The sequence below is a fragment of the Kribbella sp. NPDC055071 genome, from assembly GCF_053608045.1.
The window spans coordinates 203,146-223,066 of record NZ_JBSGUS010000015.1 but is presented as its reverse complement, the minus strand read 5'-3'; the positions used below and the strand labels follow the sequence as shown (position 1 = coordinate 223,066).

21 protein-coding genes are annotated in these 19,921 nt (G+C 67.8%); 11 read left to right on the top strand and 10 right to left on the bottom strand.

Annotated features, from left to right (window positions below; all coding sequences use genetic code 11):
* Positions 1-111: 111 nt before the first annotated feature.
* The gene (locus tag ACWF4Z_RS25055; protein WP_452245569.1) at positions 112-660 is read right to left on the bottom strand and encodes a YgjP-like metallopeptidase domain-containing protein; all 549 of its coding nucleotides are present in this window, start codon (positions 658-660) and stop codon (positions 112-114) included.
* Positions 661-1,185: 525 nt separating this feature from the next.
* Here ACWF4Z_RS25055 and ACWF4Z_RS25050 point away from each other — a divergent pair.
* Both ACWF4Z_RS25050 and ACWF4Z_RS25045 read left to right on the top strand, forming a co-directional pair.
* On the top strand, positions 1,186-1,344 hold the full coding sequence (locus ACWF4Z_RS25050) for a DUF5679 domain-containing protein (protein ID WP_012922897.1): 159 nt from the start codon (positions 1,186-1,188) through the stop codon (positions 1,342-1,344).
* A gap of 94 nt (positions 1,345-1,438) precedes the next feature.
* A complete protein-coding gene (locus ACWF4Z_RS25045) occupies positions 1,439-2,761 on the top strand; it encodes an ABC1 kinase family protein (protein WP_452245568.1) in 1,323 nt (440 codons plus the stop codon).
* Here the strand turns inward: ACWF4Z_RS25045 and ACWF4Z_RS25040 are convergent.
* The gene (locus ACWF4Z_RS25040; protein ID WP_452245567.1) at positions 2,752-2,919 is read right to left on the bottom strand and encodes a hypothetical protein; all 168 of its coding nucleotides are present in this window, start codon (positions 2,917-2,919) and stop codon (positions 2,752-2,754) included. The genes ACWF4Z_RS25045 and ACWF4Z_RS25040 overlap by 10 nt on opposite strands.
* An 18-nt stretch (positions 2,920-2,937) precedes the next feature.
* Between ACWF4Z_RS25040 and ACWF4Z_RS25035 the strand changes: the two genes are divergently transcribed.
* On the top strand, positions 2,938-3,459 hold the full coding sequence (locus ACWF4Z_RS25035; RefSeq protein ID WP_452245566.1) for an NUDIX domain-containing protein: 522 nt from the start codon (positions 2,938-2,940) through the stop codon (positions 3,457-3,459).
* 86 nt (positions 3,460-3,545) lie between these two features.
* Here ACWF4Z_RS25035 and ACWF4Z_RS25030 read toward each other — a convergent pair whose 3' ends face one another.
* The 4 genes from ACWF4Z_RS25030 to ACWF4Z_RS25015 all read right to left on the bottom strand — a co-directional run bounded on the left by ACWF4Z_RS25030 (position 3,546) and on the right by ACWF4Z_RS25015 (position 6,959).
* The gene (locus tag ACWF4Z_RS25030; RefSeq protein WP_452245565.1) at positions 3,546-3,731 is read right to left on the bottom strand and encodes a hypothetical protein; all 186 of its coding nucleotides are present in this window, start codon (positions 3,729-3,731) and stop codon (positions 3,546-3,548) included.
* A 69-nt stretch (positions 3,732-3,800) separates the two neighbouring features.
* Positions 3,801-4,088 (bottom strand): WhiB family transcriptional regulator, encoded by a 288-nt coding sequence (locus ACWF4Z_RS25025; protein WP_131285495.1) that lies wholly within the window; start codon positions 4,086-4,088, stop codon positions 3,801-3,803.
* A gap of 149 nt (positions 4,089-4,237) precedes the next feature.
* Complete coding sequence (locus ACWF4Z_RS25020; RefSeq protein ID WP_452245564.1) at positions 4,238-4,438, bottom strand: hypothetical protein; 201 nt, start codon at positions 4,436-4,438, stop codon at positions 4,238-4,240.
* Between the two features lie 400 nt (positions 4,439-4,838).
* Positions 4,839-6,959, bottom strand: coding sequence for a UvrD-helicase domain-containing protein (locus tag ACWF4Z_RS25015; protein WP_452245563.1), 2,121 nt, complete (start codon positions 6,957-6,959; stop codon positions 4,839-4,841).
* Positions 6,960-7,063: 104 nt separating this feature from the next.
* Between ACWF4Z_RS25015 and ACWF4Z_RS25010 the strand changes: the two genes are divergently transcribed.
* Together ACWF4Z_RS25010 and ACWF4Z_RS25005 are read left to right on the top strand one after the other, a co-directional pair.
* Positions 7,064-7,303, top strand: coding sequence for a mycoredoxin (locus ACWF4Z_RS25010; RefSeq protein ID WP_452245562.1), 240 nt, complete (start codon positions 7,064-7,066; stop codon positions 7,301-7,303).
* Positions 7,304-7,417: 114 nt separating this feature from the next.
* Positions 7,418-9,775 carry a hypothetical protein gene (locus tag ACWF4Z_RS25005; RefSeq protein ID WP_452245561.1) on the top strand — a complete coding sequence of 786 codons (2,358 nt, stop codon included), beginning with the start codon at positions 7,418-7,420 and terminating at the stop codon, positions 9,773-9,775.
* Here the strand turns inward: ACWF4Z_RS25005 and nudC are convergent, their stop codons facing one another.
* A complete protein-coding gene (gene nudC / locus ACWF4Z_RS25000; protein WP_452245560.1) occupies positions 9,776-10,699 on the bottom strand; it encodes an NAD(+) diphosphatase in 924 nt (307 codons plus the stop codon). It lies immediately after the preceding gene.
* A gap of 39 nt (positions 10,700-10,738) precedes the next feature.
* Between nudC and deoD the strand changes: the two genes are divergently transcribed.
* Entirely contained in the window at positions 10,739-11,452 is a 714-nt protein-coding gene (gene deoD, locus ACWF4Z_RS24995) for a purine-nucleoside phosphorylase (protein WP_452245559.1), read from the top strand.
* 23 nt (positions 11,453-11,475) lie between these two features.
* Positions 11,476-12,009, top strand: coding sequence for a hypothetical protein (locus ACWF4Z_RS24990; protein ID WP_452245558.1), 534 nt, complete (start codon positions 11,476-11,478; stop codon positions 12,007-12,009).
* A 51-nt stretch (positions 12,010-12,060) separates the two neighbouring features.
* On the opposite strand, the gene ACWF4Z_RS24985 is transcribed toward ACWF4Z_RS24990, so the two are convergent.
* Positions 12,061-13,671, bottom strand: a complete 1,611-nt coding sequence (locus ACWF4Z_RS24985) for an FAD-dependent oxidoreductase (RefSeq protein WP_452245557.1) — start codon at positions 13,669-13,671, stop codon at positions 12,061-12,063.
* 82 nt (positions 13,672-13,753) lie between these two features.
* Here ACWF4Z_RS24985 and ACWF4Z_RS24980 point away from each other — a divergent pair, with 82 nt between their 5' ends.
* Positions 13,754-14,821, top strand: a complete 1,068-nt coding sequence (locus tag ACWF4Z_RS24980; RefSeq protein WP_452245556.1) for a LacI family DNA-binding transcriptional regulator — start codon at positions 13,754-13,756, stop codon at positions 14,819-14,821.
* Here ACWF4Z_RS24980 and ACWF4Z_RS24975 read toward each other — a convergent pair.
* Positions 14,818-15,468 carry a TetR/AcrR family transcriptional regulator gene (locus ACWF4Z_RS24975; RefSeq protein ID WP_452245555.1) on the bottom strand — a complete coding sequence of 217 codons (651 nt, stop codon included), beginning with the start codon at positions 15,466-15,468 and terminating at the stop codon, positions 14,818-14,820. The genes ACWF4Z_RS24980 and ACWF4Z_RS24975 overlap by 4 nt on opposite strands.
* Before the next feature lie 184 nt (positions 15,469-15,652).
* Here ACWF4Z_RS24975 and ACWF4Z_RS24970 point away from each other — a divergent pair, with 184 nt between their 5' ends.
* Genes ACWF4Z_RS24970 through ACWF4Z_RS24960 form a run of 3 tightly spaced genes read left to right on the top strand, consistent with a single transcriptional unit; the run spans position 15,653 to position 19,194 of the window.
* Complete coding sequence (locus ACWF4Z_RS24970; protein WP_452245554.1) at positions 15,653-16,459, top strand: SDR family NAD(P)-dependent oxidoreductase; 807 nt, start codon at positions 15,653-15,655, stop codon at positions 16,457-16,459.
* Between the two features lie 7 nt (positions 16,460-16,466).
* Complete coding sequence (locus tag ACWF4Z_RS24965) at positions 16,467-17,591, top strand: DUF5938 domain-containing protein (RefSeq protein ID WP_452245553.1); 1,125 nt, start codon at positions 16,467-16,469, stop codon at positions 17,589-17,591.
* Positions 17,592-17,601: 10 nt separating this feature from the next.
* Positions 17,602-19,194 carry an acyl-CoA synthetase gene (locus ACWF4Z_RS24960; protein ID WP_452245552.1) on the top strand — a complete coding sequence of 531 codons (1,593 nt, stop codon included), beginning with the start codon at positions 17,602-17,604 and terminating at the stop codon, positions 19,192-19,194.
* Here the strand turns inward: ACWF4Z_RS24960 and ACWF4Z_RS24955 are convergent.
* Positions 19,180-19,863 carry a GOLPH3/VPS74 family protein gene (locus tag ACWF4Z_RS24955; protein ID WP_452245551.1) on the bottom strand — a complete coding sequence of 228 codons (684 nt, stop codon included), beginning with the start codon at positions 19,861-19,863 and terminating at the stop codon, positions 19,180-19,182. The two genes, ACWF4Z_RS24960 and ACWF4Z_RS24955, sit on opposite strands and share 15 nt — an antisense overlap.
* Positions 19,864-19,921 lie beyond the last annotated feature (58 nt).

Genomic DNA, 19,921 nt, shown 5'->3' with positions numbered 1-19,921 from the left:
CGGGCAAAAGCCTGGCTGGCGGGGGTGGGGCGCGACCATGCAGGAAGCCACCCAGTCCACCCTGGGGCTAGCCCCACCCCTCCCTTTGTCGTACGCCGTACGACGTGAGGGTCAGAAGTCCTCGAGGTCCAGCGACGAGGCGGCGGAGATGCCCTCCAGGTACCCCTCGGCGCGCTCGGCCTTGGGGTAGCGGTGGACCAGCTCCCAGAAGGCCGCGTTGTGGGCCGGCTCGACCAGGTGAGCCAGCTCGTGGATGAGCACATAATCGACGACCCAGGCGGGCATCGACTGCAATCTGGTGCTCAAACGGATGGATCTGTCCGCCGGAGTGCAGGATCCCCACCGTCTGTTTTGGTTCGAAACCCACCTCACAGACGCAGGTTCGGGCACTTCGGCGAGGTGACGACACGCGAGTTCGTGTGCTCTGGCCAACAATTTTTCGTCCGACACGCGAGACCGGCTGCGCTGCTTGTCCAGCCGCGCCAGCATGGTCTCGACCCACCGCGCCTCCTCCGCGGCGGACAGCCGGTCGGGCATCAGCACGACCACCCGCTCGCCGTCGCGGTAGGCGCTGACGGTCCGCTTGCGCCGCTTGCTGCGGCGGATGTCGACGTACGGCGGGATCGGGCCTGGAGTCGAGCGCGGGACAGAGTCGGCCATAGGTCAAAACGTAGCCCAAGAATCTGACAACTTTCTTCCGTCCACATCCTGTGCATGGACGTTTTCGCAGGTCAGACCCCAGATCGCGGACCCGCCGCTTCCGGTTGTTCACATCGTGTTCCCCCATCCGTCCACAGCACCCGGCGGCGCGTCCCACAGGTTGCCCACAGAGTTATCCACAGGGGTGGACAACGGGGTCTTGCCAGCGCCGCGACCGGCTTCTAGGTTCGAGGACAACAGGCTCCCGGACCGCTTCCGGGGCCGCTCGGAGGGGAAGCCGAGCGGGTTCCGGAGGCGGATCACCGGGAGCCTGGTTTGTCTGGCCGAAAGTTTCGGTAAGGGCTTTCCCAGGCGGGGTTGAGCGGCGCGCGGGCCGGGAGGTGCGCTTGAGCCTGCGCCAGGCTGCCGTAGGGTGAATTCCGAACTGGGCCGATCGGCCTACGGCAGGACGGTCTGTCGTTAGCATCCACAACGGCCACGGGGTGGGAACCCCGGGCTGGTATTCAGAGCAAGGAGAGGGCCCTCATGGCAGAGACCTGGAGCGGCGAGTTCTACTGCGTCAAGTGCAAGGCCAAGCGCACCGCCGACGGCGAGGTCAAGGTCAACGACAAGGGCACGCGCATGGCCAAGGCCAAGTGCCCCGAGTGCGGTACGAACCTGAACCGGATCCTCGGCAAGGCCTGACGCACCAAGTCGTAGGGGCGGTGTCCGGTACTCAGAGTGAGTCGGACACCGCCCCTCCGTCAGAGGCACTTGGGTGACCGGACAGAATGGGAACGTGTCGGACCTCCCTCGTAAGGCGTTGAGCCGGACCGCGAAACTCGCCAGCCTCCCGCTGGGCGCCGCCGGGCGCGCCACGGTCGGCCTGGGCAAGCGGATCGGTGGCCAGCCGGCCGAGACCGTGATCGCGGAATTCCAGCGCCGGACCGCCGACCAACTGTTCGCCGTTCTCGGTGAGCTCAAGGGCGGCGCGATGAAATTCGGGCAGATGCTGAGCCTGATGGAGTCGGCGATGCCCGAGGAGCTCGCGGCGCCGTATCGGGCCGCGCTGACCAAACTGCAGGACTCCGCCCCGCCGATGCCGGCCTCGACCGTGCACACGATCCTGTCGCGGGAGCTGGGCAAGCGCTGGCGGGACCGGTTCGAGGAGTTCGACGATCTGCCCGCTGCGGCCGCGTCGATCGGGCAGGTGCACCGCGGGATCCTCAAGGACGGCCGCGAGGTCGCGGTGAAGCTGCAATACCCGGGCGCCGCCGACGCCCTCCGCGCGGACCTGCGCCAGCTCGGCCGGTTCGCCCGGACCTTCGGGACGTTCGTCCCCGGCCTGGACATGAAGCCGCTGGTCGCCGAGCTGCAGGAGCGGATCGAGGAAGAGCTCGACTACGACCGCGAGGCCCAGGCGCAGCAGCAGTACGCCGACGCGTTCAAGGATCACGACGAGTTCGTCGTACCGCGCGTCATCAAGCACTCCCCCGCCGTCATCGTGTCCGAGTGGATCGAGGGCCGGCCGCTGTCGTCGTTCATCACCGACGGCACGAAGGCCGAGCGCGACGAGATCGGGCTGAAGTACGTCCGGTTCATGTTCAGCGGACCCAAGTACGCCGGTCTGCTGCATTCGGACCCTCATCCGGGGAACTTCCGGGTCATGCCGGACGGCCGGCTCGGCGTGGTCGACTTCGGCCTGTGCGCGCGGCTGCCGGACGGTCTGCCGCCCGCCATCGGGCGATTGCTGCGGATCTCGCTGCAGGGTGACGGTGCGGCCGTACTCGCCGGGTTGCGCGCGGAGGGCTTCATCAAGCCGCGGATGAACATCGATCCGGAGCAGTTGATGGACTACCTGGCGCCCTTCGCGGAGCCGGCTCGGGCGGAGACGTTCCAGTTCAGCCGGGCGTGGATGCGGGCTCAGGCGAACCGTACGGGCGACTTCCGCTCACCCAGCGCGTCGATGGCGCTCAAGCTCAACCTGCCCCCGTCGTACCTGCTCATCCATCGGGTCTGGATCGGTGGGATCGCGGTGCTGTCGCAGCTCGAGGCCGAGGCGCCGTTCAGCTCCGTGCTGGACGAGTTCCTCCCCGGCTTCACCGAGGACGTTCACCAGTAGACGGAGTCGAGCTTCCCCTCGATACCGCGGACGTTCTCGCGGGCACACCGGTCGCAGTACACCAACTTCCGCCCGTCCTCGATCGAGGTCATCCAGGTCAACGGCGCATCCTCGGACTCAGCCTGCTGACCACACAACGCACAGGTCGCTCTCACCATGGCACTAGTCTGCACCGAATGCGATGGATCATTCACAGCGAGGCCGAAGTCTGGTCCAACCGCTGGCTGAGCGTACGCCGCCTCGACGTCGAGCAACCCGATGGCGAGCGCGTGGACTACCACGCCGTACGGCTCGCGAACATCGCCGCGACGGTCGTCATGCGGGACGCGAAGGTTCTGCTGATGTGGCGACACCGCTTCCTCACCGATACCTGGGCGTGGGAGTTGCCGATGGGGATCATCGAGGCCGGTGAGACGCCCGCGGCAGCCGCGGCCCGGGAGCTCGAGGAGGAGACCGGGTGGCGTGCCAATGGCTTGACCGAACTGATCCAGTCGGAGCCGGCCGCCGGCATCATGGACTCCCGGCACTACGTGTTCCGGGCGACCAGCGCGTCGTACGTCGGAGAACCGGTAGAGCAGAACGAGTCCGACCGGATCGAATGGATCCCGCTGGGTGACGTGCCCGCGATGATCGGGCGGCAGGAGATCGTCAGCGGGATCACCCTGGTCGGGCTCCAGCAGGTACTGCTCCGTGGATGAGGGGCGGCATCCTCGGTGGATGCCGCCCCTCGGTGCTTCAGGGTGTCCGGTGCCTGGTCAGGGGTGCCGGACGGTGTTCTGGTGGATCAGACCAGCCGGGCGAGGGTGAGGCGTGCCTTTGCACTGGCCCTCTCCGCGCGACGGGTGGCCCGCTCGGCCTGCTTCTGCGCCTTCTCGATCTGGTGAGCGAGGCGGAAGCGCCGGTTCTGCTCTGCGTCGTGCAGCGTCGTTCGATGATGAGCACGCGCGAGGTCTTCGTGAAGTAAATGCATCTCAGTTCTCCTGTGTGAAGTCTGGTTCGTCATGGTCTTGGAGTCTCGATTCGGTTTTCGGCTGGCTCGTCAGGCTGCGGTCACGGTGTCGCTCTTGCGGGGACGCCCACGGGGCCGCTTGCGCGGAACCACCACACCTTGGACGAACAGCTCGCCACCCCACACACCCCACGGCTCGGAACGCTCGAGCGCTCCGGCCAGGCACTCGGCCTTCAACGGGCAGGTTGTGCAGAGAGACTTCGCGTACTCGACGTCCGCCGGCGATTCGGCGAAGAAGAGTTCTGGCGCGTAGGACCGACAGGGCAGGTCCTGCGACGTTGCCACCTCGGTGAAGACATCGAGGAAGCTCACGCTCATTCCGGTCACCTCCCAGTGACTGTTGATCTGATCTCTTGTCGTCGGTGACGGTCAGCGGTTGCTGACCGCCAAATCTCAGGGACAAACAAAAGGGCCGCGGGACCCTTGGTTGGGTTCCGCGGCCTGGAGGTGCCGGCTCTGACTTCGTGTCAGACCGGTGGACTCCATGCTCGAGAACCCGAACCGCCGTACTTCGCGTCGCCTACAGCTCCGCCCTTGAACTGGGCCTTGCTGGAAGCCAGGAGCACAACGGTCGCGACGTGCAGGCGCGGCGAGGCACCCGGGATAAGGGCGCACGGCAGCGCGGCAACGTCGCTGAACGGCATCTTGACCGTGTTGTTGGTAATCATTTCCAGGGCACCTCCTCTCGTTGTGGCGAAGCGGGCGGTTAGCTCGATCGCTATGGTTGTTTGAAGTTTTCGGCCAGGCTTCGGCCGCAGAAAGAACAGTACGCCGACCTTGGCGAAGCCCGCAAACTATTTAACGGCAGTTTCTCAGGTTGGCCGGAAGTTGCCGCCGTTGCGGCCGGATCCGGCTGCGAAAACAGCCGGCCGGCACGCTCCGGGGCGCCGTCCGCACGCTCCGAGATCGTTGCCTGTGTCACCTAAATGCCACGTCTGCCAGGGGCAGAGCTCGGCACGTCCTCCAGGATGCGCCGACCCCGCGACGCCTGGCAACAGATTTGTGCCCGGCCGGTGCGGACCGCTGGAAACGTTGCCCAGAAGGGCAGCCGACCGAACTTGCCGGTAACTAGCGGGTGCAGAGGACGAGCAGCTGCGACCCGTACTTGGTGAGCTTCGTGTGGCCGATGCCAGGAATCCGGCGCAGCGATTGTTCGTCGGTCGGCCGGGTCTCCGCGATCGCCGTCAGCGTCGCGTCGGTCAGGATGACGAACGCCGGCATCCGCTCGGACTCCGCCTGCTCGGTGCGCCACGCGAGCAGAGCGTCGTACAGGCCCTGGTCGATGTTCGACGGGCAGTCCTCGCAGCGGCCGAGCTTGCGGGCGCCGGGATCCAGCAGCCCCCGCCCGCAGACGCGGCACTTGGGGATCGGCCGCCCGCCGCGGGTAGCGCGCTCGGCCCGGTCCGGCGACGGCTCCCAGGCCGTCGGCTGCCGGGACGTCCGGACGCCGATCGGATCGAGGAACCGGGTCGGACCACGCGTGCCACGGCCGCCCGGCGACCGCGACGTCGACCAACTGACGAACAGCTGGTCCTTTGCCCGCGTGACGCCGACATAGAAGAGCCGCCGCTCCTCCTCCAGCTGCGCCGGCGTCTGGGCGTAGCTGATCGGCAACGTCCCCTCGTGCGCGCCGACGATGAACACGCAGTTCCACTCCAGCCCCTTGGCCGCGTGCAGCGTCGCCAGCGTCACGCCCTCGGCCAGCGGCGCGTGCTGAATCGACGCCCGCCGGTCGAGCTCGGCCATCAGCTCGGGCAACCGCGCCTCGGGATTGGCGGCGGCGAAGTCGGACGTCATCGTCACGAGAGCACTGAGCGACTCCCACCGGTCCCGCACCGCACCCGTCCCGGTCGGCGGTTCGAGCGTCCAGCCCGCACCACCCAGTACGCCGGTGACGACGTCGACCAGGCTGTCCGACCCGTCTCCGGCCTTCGCCTGACCCCGCAGCAGCACGGCGGCCTGCCGGATCTCGGCCCGCTCGAAGAACCGCTCGGCGCCCTTGAGCACGGTGGGGATCTTCCGCTCGGCCAGCGCCTGCTCGAAGTTCTCCGATTGCGCGTTGGTCCGGAACAGTACGGCGATGTCCCGCAACGCCACACCCTCGTCCTTGAGCCGGGCGACCGCCCGACCGACCGCGTCCGCCTCCGCGACCTCATCGGAGTACTCGCGGTACACCGGCGCCGGACCGGTTTCACGCTGAGACCGCAAGGTCACTCGCCCAGGCAGACCCGACGGCCCGGCCGCGTCCAGGATCTTGTTCGCCACGTCGACGATCTGCGGCGTGGATCGGTAGTCCCGGACCAGCTTGACCACGGTCGCCGACGGATGCCGGGACGCGAAGCGCACCAGGTTCTCCGGCTCGGCACCGGCCCAGGAGTAGATCGTCTGCGCCGGATCCCCGACCACACACACGTCCTCGCGACCACCGAGCCAGAGGTCCAGCAGGCTCTGCTGCAGCGGCGAGACGTCCTGATACTCGTCCACGACGAACGTCCGGTACTGCCGCCGGATCTCGGCCGCCACCCGCTCGTCCTCCGCGAGCAGTGCGACCGCGCAGAGCAGCACGTCCTCCAGATCGATCCGCCCGCGCTCGAGCTTCACGTCTTCGTACGCGGCGAAGATCCGGCCGATCGTGGCCGGGTCGAAGGCGGCCAGCGCCCGGCCCGACCGCGGAGCGAGCCGCGCGTAGTCGTCCGGCCGGACATTGCTCACCTTGGACCACTCGACCTCGCCCGCCAGGTCGCGCAGCGCGGGTGTGTCAACGCGGACCCGGCACCGCGACGCGGCCTCGGTCAGCAGCGGGAACTTGCGATCCACGATCGGCGGCAGCTCCCCGCCGTACACCTTGGGCCAGAAGAACCTCGCCTGCCGGAGGGCGGCGGAGTGGAACGTGCGCGCCTGCACACCCTCGACGCCGAGCTGCGCGAGCCGTCCACGCATCTCGCCGGCCGCTCGCTGGGTGAACGTCACCGCGAGCACGCGGAGCGGATCGAAGGTCCCGGTGCGCACGCCGTACGCGATCCGGTGGGTGATCGCGCGCGTCTTCCCGGTGCCTGCTCCGGCCATCACCACGACCGGCCCGTGCAGGGTCGTCGCGACCGCGCGCTGCTCCGGATCGAGCGCCCCTAACAGGGCGTCCGCCGATTGCGCGGGAGCAGAATGTGTGAGGTCGCTCACGGGTTGAGACATGCGGGAACAAGCACCACCTACGGCGTGGTTCGGATACGTCGAGGGCAACCCTAGACGGGTCGCCCGACAGAACGTTTCGCCCTCTGCAAAAAGGAGTCGGCCCGATGGCTGCTTTCACCATGTACTCGACCCCGTGGTGCGGCTACTGCCACCGCCTGAAGGGCCAGCTGAAGCGGGCCGGGATCGAGTTCACCGAGGTGGACATCGAGCAGGTCCCGGGCGCGGCCGAGCTGGTCGAGAAGATCAACCACGGCAACCAGACCGTGCCGACCGTCGTCTTCCCCGACGGCACCGCGATGACCAACCCGTCGCTGGCCCAGGTCGCGGAGAAGCTCGCCGCCTGAACCGCTGAACGCCGACCCGTTCCGGAACCGGAGCGGGTCATATCAGCTGAGTTATGGACATTACGGTCATGACCGTTATACCTTGCGATGAACTACGCCGCAGGGGGTCCGCCCATGTTCTCGCGCCGTCCTATCCGCCATGCCCTGATCGCTCTCGCCGCAACGCTCGGCCTGCTCGCCACGGGTGCGCTGCACGCCACCGCGGGACCGGCGCCACGGCCTGATCCGTTCCCGAACGAGAACGGGCCGCTCCAGCCACCGAGCAGTTCGCGCGCTCCGGCCGCCGACGAGGTCATCCACGACCTCGGTTCGCCGCTCAGTTCGCTCACCATCATGGAGGGCGCGTTCGGCCGCACGCCGGACGGCCGCGACGTCGTGTACGGCGTACCTGCGGGCGAAAACGCCCGTTTGAACGTCGTCGACGTGCACACACGCCAGCTGATCCGGACCGTGCCTCTGCCCGGCGCTGCAGGCGCCTGGGCGATCGTGGTCACGCCGAACCAGGACGTCTACCTGGGCACGTACATCAACGCGCACCTCTACCGCTACAGCCCGGTCACCGGTGAAGTGACCGACCTGGGCCAGCCGATCCCGGGCGAGACCTACATCTGGGGTCTGACCGCCGACCCGGACGGCAACGTGTACGCCGGGACGTATCCGAACGCGCACGCCTTCAAGTACGACGCGTCGACCGGACAGGTGACCGACTACGGCTCACTCGACCCGGTCCGGCAGTACGCGCGGTCGACGGTCTACGACCCGGATCACCGCAAATTGTTCGTCGGGGTCTCCTCGCCGAAAGCGCGACTGCTGCGCATCGACGTGGACACCAAGGCGGTCGAGGACATCACCCCGGCGGGTTCGACGGCCGTTGACTTCATCGACCTGGACTACGCGAACGGGAAGGTCTTCGCCAACGCGAGTGCGCACCTGGAGGTGTTCGACGCGGTCTCAGGTCAGCAGATCAAGATGACCGACAGCGCTACCGGTGCGCAGGTGATGGACTGGCCGATTGCCGCGAAGGGTGTGTCCGCGGCCGGCCCTGGTGGCATCTACTTCACCAGCAACACCCTCGCACTCATTCACTACGACCCGGCGACCAACATCATCGGGCCGGTCTCGCCACCGCGCACCGTGACCCGCGGCGGCGCGCAGGGGTACGGCTGGATCACGGAGAACGGCCAACAGATCCTGTACGGGCTGGCCGGCAACTACTCGGGTGGAACGTTCCGGTTCGACCCGCAGACCGGTGCGTTCTCGCAGTGGAGTTCACCGTTCCAGTACGTGCCGTCCCCACTCATGAACCTGCTAGCGGACCCGAGTACGGGCAAGGTCTTCGTCAACGTCTACTTGAACGGGACGACCGGCAACTACGACCCGGTGACCGGTAAGACGGCGACCGTCACTCGACTGGGCCAGGTCGAAGGCTGGGGCTGGGACGGCACCGGCAAGATGTACGTCGGTATCTACCCGTACGGGCGCCTGTCCCTGTGGGACCCGACCAAACCGGACAGTACGACCAATCCGAAGGAACTGTTCAGCCTGGTCGACAGCGACAAGCAGAACCGTCCCGTCTCGGTCGTACCGGCCGGTGACAAGGTCTACGTCGGCACTACACCTGGGTACGGCGAGTACGGCGGTGCCGTGACCGTGTACGACGTACCGACCGGCGGCCACACCGTCTACCGCAACCTGGTCGCCGATCAGACCATCGCGTCCGTTCTACCGATCGGGACGAGCGTCTGGGCCGGTTCCAGTATCGAAGGCGGCCAGGGCACCGTCCCGAAGGCCACCGAGGCCCATCTGATCAAGGTCGACCCGACGAACGGGACCGTCCTCTCCGACATCGTCTCGGTACCGGGTGCGGCCAGCGTCAACGAGCTGATCCTCGGACCGGACGGCAACATCTGGGGTCTGGCCGACGGCACGGTGTTCGTCGTCAAACCGTCCACCGGCAAGGTGATCCGCCAGTTCCCCCTGTTCAGCAAGGTCACCGGCGCGAACGACGGTGCCCTGTCCTGGCGGGACGGCTATCTGTACGGCGTCACCGGCGACAAACTGTTCGTCCTGGACACCCTCAGCGGCCAATCAACAATCCTGCGCGATCGTGGGCTCCTTCGGCTGACGCAGACCCCGGACGGCACGTACTACACGCTGCTGCGGCCGGACGGCTTCATCAGCCCGACCGACTTGGCCACCTACACCCCACCGGCCGACGCCTGTCCGCAGTCGGACCTCAGGCCGGCGGTCTGGGCCGGGAACATCAACAGCTACGTGACGAACCGCTTCCTGACCTACGGCTGCACTCTGACCGACACACTGCCCAGCGCGAAGGCGGACTGGCCTAGTCACCTCGCCTATGTCCGTGCGGTCGACCAGAAGCTCAGAGAGCTCGAGACGGCCGGCACAGTCCAGCGCTGGGAGGGCGCGCTGATCCGGCTGGCGGCGCTGGCCTCCAACGTGGGCCGGTGATCACCAGCTGCCGCTGAGCTCCTCGCCGTACCAGCCTTCGATCAGGCGGCGGGAGATGGAGATGTTGCCAGGGAGGGCCATCGTGCCGGCTTCGACCAGCGCACGAAGGTCCTCCCGGGTGAACCACTTCGCCTCGGCGATCTCGTCGGCGTCCACGACGATGTCGAAGCTCGATGCCTTCGCGTAGAACCCCAGCATCAGGCTGGACGGCAGGGGCCACGGCTGGCTCCCGGCGTACTCGATCTCCGGTCCGACGACCACTCCGGTCTCCTCGAGGACCTCACGCCGGACGGCGGCCTCCAGGGACTCCCCCGGCTCGACGAACCCGGCCAGCGTCGAGTAGCGACCCTCCGGCCACGCCTCGTTCCGTCCGAGCAGCGCACGGTCCTCGTCGTCGGTGACAAGGACGATGATCGCCGGATCACTCCGCGGGAAGTGGTGCAGGCCGCAGACCGGGCAGTCACGCACGTGCCCTGCCTCGACCACGACAGTGTGCGCACCACAGTTCGCGCAGTGGGTGTGTACGCCGTGCCAGTTGGACAGTCCGATCACGTTGACCGCGATGCCGGCCTCACGGTCGTCCAGCACAGCGCCCATCTCGCGGAGCCCGGCGAACGACTCGTCCGCATCGGTGCCGATGAGTACGGCGAACACCGCCCGGCCGTCCGCGGTCTGACCGGCACCCAGCTCCCGGTCGATGCCCAGAAAGACTCTGATGCCGTCCGGCGCTTCGGATGGTTGCACGAACCGCAATGCGGTCCGCTCAGCGTTCACCTGCACCTGGTCCTTGGCCACCAGCAGCACCTGGGTGTCAGGGGCAGCCCAGGCCTTGGCCAGCCACTCGTCGTCCCGCCTGCGATCGGCCGCGCGATCGAGAACGGACCGGGACAGTGCTAGCGAACCTGATGCGATGGAGTAGGCCACATGCCTCAACATATCCCGGCCGCGTGAGAGCATCCCCGCATGAGTATTCACATCGCCGCCGAGAAGGGCCAAATCGCACCGCGAGTGCTGTTCCCCGGGGACCCGCTGCGGGCCAAGTGGATCGCGGAGACCTATCTGGACGACGTGATCTGCTACACCGAGGTCCGGAACATGTTCGGCTTCACCGGCACCTACAAGGGTGAGCGGATCTCCGTGCAGGGCTCCGGCATGGGCCAGCCCTCCGCCTCGATCTATGCGAACGAGTTGTTCGCGGAGTACGACGTACAGACCCTGATCCGGGTGGGTACGTGTGGCGCGCTGGTCGAGCGGGTCCGGGTGCGCGACGTGATCGTGGCGATGTCCGCGAGTACGGATTCGCAGATGAACCGGTTGCGTTTCCACGGCATCGACTACGCGCCCACCGCGGACTACCAACTGCTGCGCGCAGCGGTGGATGCGGCCGAGGCGGCCGGGCTGAACGTGCACGTCGGCCAGGTGTTCTCCGGCGACCTGTTCTACAACGACCGGGCGGACCTGGTCTCCCGGACGGCGGAGTACGGCGTGCTCGGCATCGAGATGGAGGCGTCCGCGCTCTACACGCTCGCCGCGAAGTTCGGACGCCGCGCGCTCGGCATCATGACGGTCTCCGACCACCTGATCACCAAGGAGGAGACGTCCGCCGAGGAGCGCCAGACGACGTTCTCGGAGATGATCACGATCGCCCTCGACGCGGCGATCGAGGTACCGGTCTGAACCCCCGGCACGGCGCCGCCCTGGTGGCCTGCGCCGTCCTGTTGATCGGTACGGCGGCCTGCTCCGGCAAGTCGTCCGACGCCAAGAACTCGCCTGGAGCGAGCACGTCGACATCGGGCGGCACCACCAGCACGTCGTCAGGCCCAGAAGAGAAGCTGCCGGACCTGACCACCGCACAGGTCGTCTCGGCCTTGGCCGGCAAGGGCTACCAGTGCAGCACCGACGAGGCGTACCAAACGTGTAGCCAGGGCACTACGTCGGTCCAGGCGCTCATCGGGACGCAGCCACGCCCGGCCGTGCTGTCACTGCAGGCGACCGGTCCGGCCGCCGAGGCGACCACGAAGCTGACCGAGTTCGCCCCGCAGGCGCTGGAGCTGGCGCACGTGAACCCGCGCGGCCAGATCACCGACTGGCTGAAGCAGCAACAGGGCAAGGCCGGCACGATGAAGGCAGGGATCTGGACCGTCGAGTTCTCCACCGAGGTGGACTCCGACCAGCCCGGCGCGATCCTCACTCTGACCGACACAACCTGCAAGGCAGACTGCGGCGCCGAGTAACCACAACCGCCTCCTGGGCGTGCGGGCAGCTGCACGCCCAGGAGGCGGTGGTCAGTTGCGGACCGTCCGCGCGTAGTCGCGCCAGCTCAAGTGGAAGCCGAGCCGTTCGGTCAGCAGACGCTGGAAGTCGGTCAGCCGGCGCTCGTCCGCGCGGATCGCGCGCGGCACGACACCGGTGTCGAGTGCGTACGCCGCGGCCGCGCCGGCCGCCTCGCCGATGTTCCACTCCACCGGGTGCAGCCGGTAGCAGCCGTTGGTGATGTGAGTGGTGCCGATGTTCTTGGCACCGGCCAGCAGGTTGTCGACCCGCTGCGGCAGCAGCGCGCCCAGCGGGATCTGGAACGGGTAGCTGGAGATGTCGACGTACGTGCGCGGTTTGCCGTCCGCACCGGTCGACGGGTGCAGGTCGATCCGGTAGGAGCCGACACCGACCGAGTCGGCGAACGGCTCTGCGCCTGTGGGCAGTCCGGCATGCTCTCGGGCTTCGACACCGACGTGCTGCTCGACCACTCGGGTCTCGGCCAGGATCCGCCGGCTCTCCCGGATGTATGGACGCATGGCCAGGCCGTCCGGCGTTCCAGCGACGTCCGGTCGGAGGCGCAGCCCCGGATAGCCGGTGCCGCCGTCGTACCGCGGGGCCTCGGTCTGCATCCAATACAGGAACGACAGCGACTGCTCCTTCGCCGCGCGCTCGTGGCGGGCGCGCTCGTCGGCGTCGACGCCGAGCAGTGGGCCGAGGAAGTAGTCGGCCTGCGGCCAGTTCACCACGGTGATGTCCGAGGCGTACCGGCCCCCGGTGTGATGGGCGACGGTCATGATCCGGCGGAAGTTCCAGCGGTCCGCGGCGATTCCACCCCGGGGTGACTCCGGACCGGCGAAGAGACCTTGGGTCCGCGGCTCAAGTGTGATCGGACTGACGTCGGTCCAGCCCAGTAGCGGACCAGGCCAGAAGTCCGGCGTGTACGACCGCCAGAACTCGTAGTCCGACGGCCGGTCGATGGTGTGGTCCTCGTCCGGACGGTAGTCGAGTGCGAAGCACCAGGTGATCGCCTGCTGGTCCAGCGGCGCCGCCGGCCCCGCCACCGCGTGCGGCTCACCGGTGTCGTCGACCGACTCGGCGCCGATGACGTGCTCGACGCCGGCCAGCTCGAGCAGGTCGCCGAGCTCGGTGGCATCGATGAAGTACGGCGCGATCACGGTGTCCTGGTTCGACAGCGTGACCGCGGTGATCCGGTCACCCTCGGTCTCGGCCGCGATCGGCGCCCGATCCCGCAGTACGACGAGCTGCCGGTCGACCTCGTACGGATGCAGCATCTCCTCGATCGCGGCCAGGGAGACCCGCGGCTCATGCGTGATCGGGCTGACCCCACCCTGGCCGGGATTGAGCCGGCCGTTCTCCCGCGCCTCGGGCCGCAGCGGGTAGTTGCGCCGGTAGTAATCCCGGATCCGGTCCCGGAAGGCGCCGTACGACCGGGTCCGGCCGACGGACTCGATCCACGGGTGCTCGTCGGGTGGGACGAGCTGGCTGGTCGATTGCCCGCCCAGCCATGGCGACTCCTCGGTCAGCACCACCCGTCGCCCAGCCGCCAGCACGGCGAGTGCCGCCGCGACTCCGCCCAAACCGCCGCCGATGACTGCCACATCCGCCTGGTACTCGGTCACGTGTGCGCTCCTCACGTCCTCGGGTCGGCGTTGATAGTAGCGCATTACGTATTGCGTGAATATCCCCTGATAAGCTCGCGCGGTGAAGACTCCCGGGCGGGCCACGCAGGCCGACGTGGCGCGGCATGCGGGGGTCTCGCCGGCGATCGTCTCGGCCGTCGTCAACGACCGGCAGTACGGGAACATCCGGATCAGCGAGCGCACCCGGCTGCGGGTGCTGGAGTCGGTCCGGACCCTCGGGTACTCGCCGAACATCGCGGCCCGCAACCTGGCCGGCGGCACCAACCGGCTGGTCGGCGTCTTCTCCTGGCAACGACTCTTCCCGCTGCTCAAGGAGGACTTCTTCTACGAGTTCCTTGTCGGCATCGAGGAGGCCGCCGAGGACAGCGGCAACAACCTGCTGATGCTGTGCGCGGCCAAGGACGAGACCGGGGCGCGATCGCTGTACCCGACCGGCGCCAACGGGCTGCAGCTCGCGGACGGCGGTCTGCTGCTGGGCTGGGACGAGAAGCAGGACCAGATCCGCCGGCTGCAGGCCGAGGGCTATCCGTTCGTGTTCGTCGGGGAGCGGCACATCGAGGGCGTGCAGGCGTCCTGGGTCGGCGCCGACTACTTCACCACCACGGCAGCGATCGTCGACCAGCTCGCCGAGCTCGGGCACCGGCGAATCGGCCTGCTGGTCGAGCCCGGGAGCCCGAACGACGCCGTCGCCGCCCGGCGAGCCGGATTCCAGGCCGGAGCCGCTCGCCACCCGGGCCTGGAGCCCCACACCGCAACCTTCCACCCGGGATCCGACCCAGAGGCCGCGTCGGCGGGAGTGCTGCCTGACCTCACCTCCGTCGTGGGGTGGGTTCGAGGTCAGGGGTTGACGGCTGTCGTGGTTGAGACTTCGCAGGTCGCCGTCGAGCTGCGTACGGCGGCGGCCCAGGCGGGTCTGTCCGTCCCGGCGGACCTGTCGCTGGTCGGTCTGAGCGGCAGGCCGGAGCTCCCGGGCGTCGAGAGCCTGACCGAACTCTCGATCCCCCGGCGCGAGATGGGCCGGGAATCGGTGCGGCTGCTGCTCGAGCTCCTGGCCGGCACACCGGGTCCGATCACCAAGACGTTGCCCTGCGCGATCCGGGACGCGGGCACCATCGCCCCAGCCCGTTAGGCGACGAGCTTCGGCAGCACCTGCTGGACCCGGTCGACGAGTAGGCCCGGCACCTGCTCCGGATCGGCCGCATAGCCAACTACCGCCTGCTCGAAGAGCCCGTCCACCAACGCGTACGCCGTGGGCGCGTCAACCGACGGCGTCGTCCCGGTGAGATCCGCATACCGGCTCAGAATGCGCCAGATCATCTGCTCCAGCAGCAGGTCGATCGCGGCGACGTCCGGCCGCAACTGCTCCTCGAACATGCTCTGGGCCCGCAGGTCGTACCAGAGCTTGTGCATCGGGGTCTCTTCGACCAGCGTCTGGGTCATCTTCTCCAGGAAGCCGACGGCCAGCTCCTCGGGGGAGGTGGCCGTCTCGACGACTTCGTCGTACCGCTGGGCGCACTTGGTCTTGTAGTACCGCACGCAGTAGCTGATCAGGTCGATCTTGTCTTTGAAGTAGTAGTGCACGACGCCGTGGGTGAACTCGGAGTTGTTCGCGATCTCCCGCAGGCTGGTCCGCGCGTACCCGAGCTCGCCGAGCGTCTTGAGCGCCGATTCGGCCAGGGCGACCCGGCGGCGCTCGATCTTGTCGATGCCGGAGACGCGGCCCGACCCCGGGCTCCGGGCGGGCGGATCCGGCTCAGCGGCGTTGGCCGAAGTCATCGGAATCACCCACTTTCCACAGCCCGTGCGGGGTCGTTCGCGTCAGCGTACCCCGCCACGGGCCAGGCGCGTCCCGCGGCGGGGAGATTTTCTTGACAAGTGTCAAACAAAGTCTTGACGACTGTCAAAACTCTGGCCAGAGTGTGAGCCAATCCCGGGTTTCCCGCAGGCAAAGGAGCGCACCATGGGCGGACTCGATCTCAGCGGCCGCAAGGCCCTCGTTACCGGCGGAGCCCAGGGGCTCGGCGAAGGCATGGCGAAGGCGCTCGCGGCGGCCGGCGCCAAGGTCGTCATCAGCGATCTGCAGAAGGACGCCGGCGAGAAGGTCGCCGACGCGCTCGACAGCGAGTACGGCGCCGGCAACGGCTTCGTGGTCCACGACATCACCGACGACGGCCAGTGGGAGAACGCGGTCGTCGCGACCAACGACATCCTGGGCGGCCTGGACATCCTGGTGAACAACGCGGGCGTGGAGATCACCAGCCTGCTCACCGAGGTCGAGGCCGACGACATCCGCAAGATGCTCGAGGTGAACGTGCTCGGCACCACGCTCGGGATCAAGTGGGGCCTGCGGACGATGCGGCCGGACGGCCTCGCCGGCCAGGGCGGTGCGATCATCAACGTCGCTTCCGTGGCCGCGACCATCGCGTTCCCGGGGATCGCGGTCTACTCCGCGACCAAGTCCGCTGTCGACCGGCTGACGCGGGTCGCCGCGATGGAGTCCGGCAAGCTCGGGTACGGCGTACGCGTCAACTGCCTGTATCCCGGTCTGGTCGCGACACCGATGGGCTTGGGGCTGGCCAACGACTGCGCGCAGCTCGGACTGTTCGAGTCCCCCGAAGCCGCCGTGGGCGCGGTGGTCGAACTGACGCCGTCCGGTCGACTCGGTGAGGTCAGCGACATGGCCGATGCGGTCGTCTTCCTCGCGTCGGACGAGTCGAGGTTCATCAACGGGGCCGGTCTGCCCGTCGACGGCGGCATGGGGATGTGAGCGGCCGATGACCACCAAGCCTGTCGTCGTGTACGGCGCCTCCGGCTACACCGGCCGGTTGGTGTGTGAGTACCTCCGCCAGTACCACGTCCCGTTCGTGGCCGCCGGCCGCAGCGAGGACAAGCTGAAGACGTCCATGGACTCGCACGTGGCCGGAATCGAGACTGCCGACTACGAGGTCGCGACCGTCGACCACGACGTGGCAGCACTGACCGATCTGTTCAAAGGCTCGTCCGTTGTGCTCAACACGGTCGGGCCGTTCAGTGAGCTCGGCCCTGCAGCGGTTGAGGCAGCGCTCGCGGCAGGTGCGCACTACACCGACACCACCGGCGAGCAGGACTGGCTGATCACCTGCGAGGAGAAGTACGGCCGGCAGTTCGCAGACGCTGGTGTCTTGCTGGCCCCCGGCGTCGCACAGATGTACACGACCGGCGAGATCGCTGCCCAGCTGTGTCTGGAGGAGCCGGGCCTGGACACTCTGGACATCGCGGTGTTCTGGGGTGGCAGTCCGACGATTGCCTCGACTCGCACGATTCTGGTGAACGCTGCGACCTCGAAGGCCCACTTCCTCGAGCACAACGAGTACGTCGAGTTTCCCGAGCAGGGCCTCGTGCCGCTGGTGGTGCCCGGGCAACACGAGCTGGCGTTGTCGCTGCCCTGGGGTGGAACCTCACACCCGGTCTGGTTCAAGCGCGACCCGCGGGTGGCCAACTGCAAGGCCCAGGGTGGTGTCTTCAATGCCGCGCTGATGAACGGCGTACCCCAGATCGTCGCGGCCGCACTGGAAGCCACGAAGGACATGGAGGCGGCAGAGCGGAACGAGGCGCTCACCGCGACCGCACGTCAGGTGATGGACAGCATGCCGCCGCGCGAGAACCCACGCGTCAACAAGTCGCTGGACTCCGTGCACGCATCCGGCCCACTCGGCCGGGCGCACTGTGTGATCCACGGCAACAGCAACTACCAGCAAACCGGGCTCCTGCAGGCGTATGCGGCGTACTCGCTGCTGCAGACACCGCCGAAGCGCGTCGGGTTCGCCAGTGGTTGCCAGGCGTTCGGTCACCGCGAGTTGCTCGGCGTACTGCGCAGCTTCGGGCTGGTGTCCGAGCCACAGCTGACCGTGATGCGCTAGGGAGTTCGCAGTGCGACTGGTCGACTATCTCGACAAGGGCGCCTCGCTCGGTCCGGATGCACCCTGCCTGACCACGGACGGCGAGACGCTCTCGTACGCCGAGGTCCAGCAACTGTCCTACGAGATCGCGGGTGGCCTGGCGGCTTCCGGCGTACGTCCGGGTGGGAAGGTCGCGATCCTGTCCGCGAACGACCCGATCGCGTTCAGTTGCGTCTTCGGGATCAGCCGGGCCGGTGCGGTCTGGTGCCCGATCAACCCGCGCAACGAGGCGGCGGAGAACCGTGAGCTGCTCGACCAGTTCGACTGCGAAGTACTGATCTACCAGTCGGCGTTCGCGCCACTGGTGAACCGGATCCGGGATGCGCTGCCGAAGGTCCACACCTTCGTCTGCCTGGATCCGGTGTCCGACTCCGGCCCAGACCCCCACCCCAAGGGCCGGAGCGTCGGCTGGGACGCGTTCCGCGGGGGCGCGTCCCAGCCGATCCATACCTCCGCGGCCGGACCCGAGCCGCCCCTTGACCTGACTGATCCCGACGACCTCGCCATGATCGTTGGCACCGGCGGGACCACCGGGCGGCCGAAGGGGGTGATGCTGGGCAACAGCAACCTGGAGACGATGACGGCGCTGACTCTGATGGGTTACCCGTTCGGAGACCGACCTGTCTATCTCGCGCTCGCGCCACTCACCCATGCAGCGGGCGTCCTGTGTTTCCCGATCCTCGCCTCGGGCGGCGAGATCGTGATCATGCGGACTCCCGACGTGCACGCGTTCCTGGAGCTCATCCCGCGGCACGGCGTGACGCATACGTTCCTGCCGCCGACCCTGATCTACATGGTGCTCGCCGCCCCGGAGCTCGACGCGACGGACCTCTCGTCACTGCGCTGCTTCTGGTACGGCGCCGCACCCATGTCGGTGTCGCGACTCGAGGAGGCACTGCGGCGGATCGGTCCGGTGATGGCGCAACTGTTCGGGCAGACCGAGGCGCCGATGATGATTTCGATCCTGCCGCCGGCCGAGCATTTCGATGCCTCCGGCACCATTGCGCGGGATCGGCTGGCGTCGGCCGGTCGGCCGTCGCCCCTGGTCGTCACGGCCATCATGGCCGCGGACGGCACCCTGCTCCCACGGGGGGAGCGGGGTGAGATCGTGGTCCGCGGCTCATTGGTGATGCGGGGCTACTACCGCAATCCCGAAGCCACTGCGGCGGCATCGGCGTTCGGCTGGCACCACACCGGCGACATCGGCTACCTGGACGACGAGAACTACCTGTATATCGTCGACCGGGCCAAGGACATGATCATCACCGGTGGATTCAACGTGTATTCGACCGAAGTCGAGCAGGCGCTGATGACCCACCCGGCCGTCCAGGACTGCGCGGTGATCGGCCGTCCGGACGACAAATGGGGTGAGCGCGTCGTAGCGGTCGTTCAGCTCCAGCCAGGCAGCGCGGTCGAGGCTGGTGAGCTGATCGCCTTCGCCAAATCGCAGATCGGGAGTGTGAAGGCACCCAAGGAGGTCCTCTTGTGGGAGGACCTGCCCCGGTCCAAGGTCGGCAAGGTACTCAAGCCGGAGATCAAGTCCCGACTGTCAGCTGCTCCCTGAGGCCGCCGCGCTCGTCGACGCCACCACGATCGCCGCGGTCACAGCGGCCTGTACCTCTGCCACCGCCTTCCGCACCGCGTCCGCGGCCCACTCCGACTCGGAGATCTCCTTCGCCCGCTGCTTGAGCGCGCGTTTGTCCACCGCGTCGGTGACGACCTTCGGTACGACGTTCAGAGCGCTGATCAAGGCGATCAGTGCAGCGGTGCGCTGGTCCGGCGTCGTACCGACCTTCAGCGCACTCTCGAGCTGGGAGCGCACCTCAGCCTCGTGCCGGGCGTCCTTGGCCGGCCACCGTGTCACCGGGAACAGACCGAGCACCTTGTCGTGATCCGCCTCCAACACACCGCGTTCGGCCAGTCTCGCGAGCAGCTGGCCACGCAGCTTCTTGGACAGGCCACCGATCTGATCCTTGGGGCGCTTGCCCGGCTTCTCGACCACGTAGGTGAGTCGCTGGTCCAGGATGGCGTCACCGGTCGGTGTGGCGTCCAGTACCTTCAGCCGGCCGGTCTTCACCTCGTCGGCCGGACCGGCGATGTCCACTTTCCCGAGCAGGGTCAGCTCGATCAGCACCGCGCCCGCGAGCGAGTAGTCCAGCCCGGGGTTGCCGGTGATCGGCTTCCCGCTCTCGTCGTCGTACATGAGCAACAAGAGGTCCTCGGCGATCAACATGGTCCAACAGTAGGTGGGGCCCGGTTCCCCGCAGGGTCGATCATCAAGTAAGGTAAGC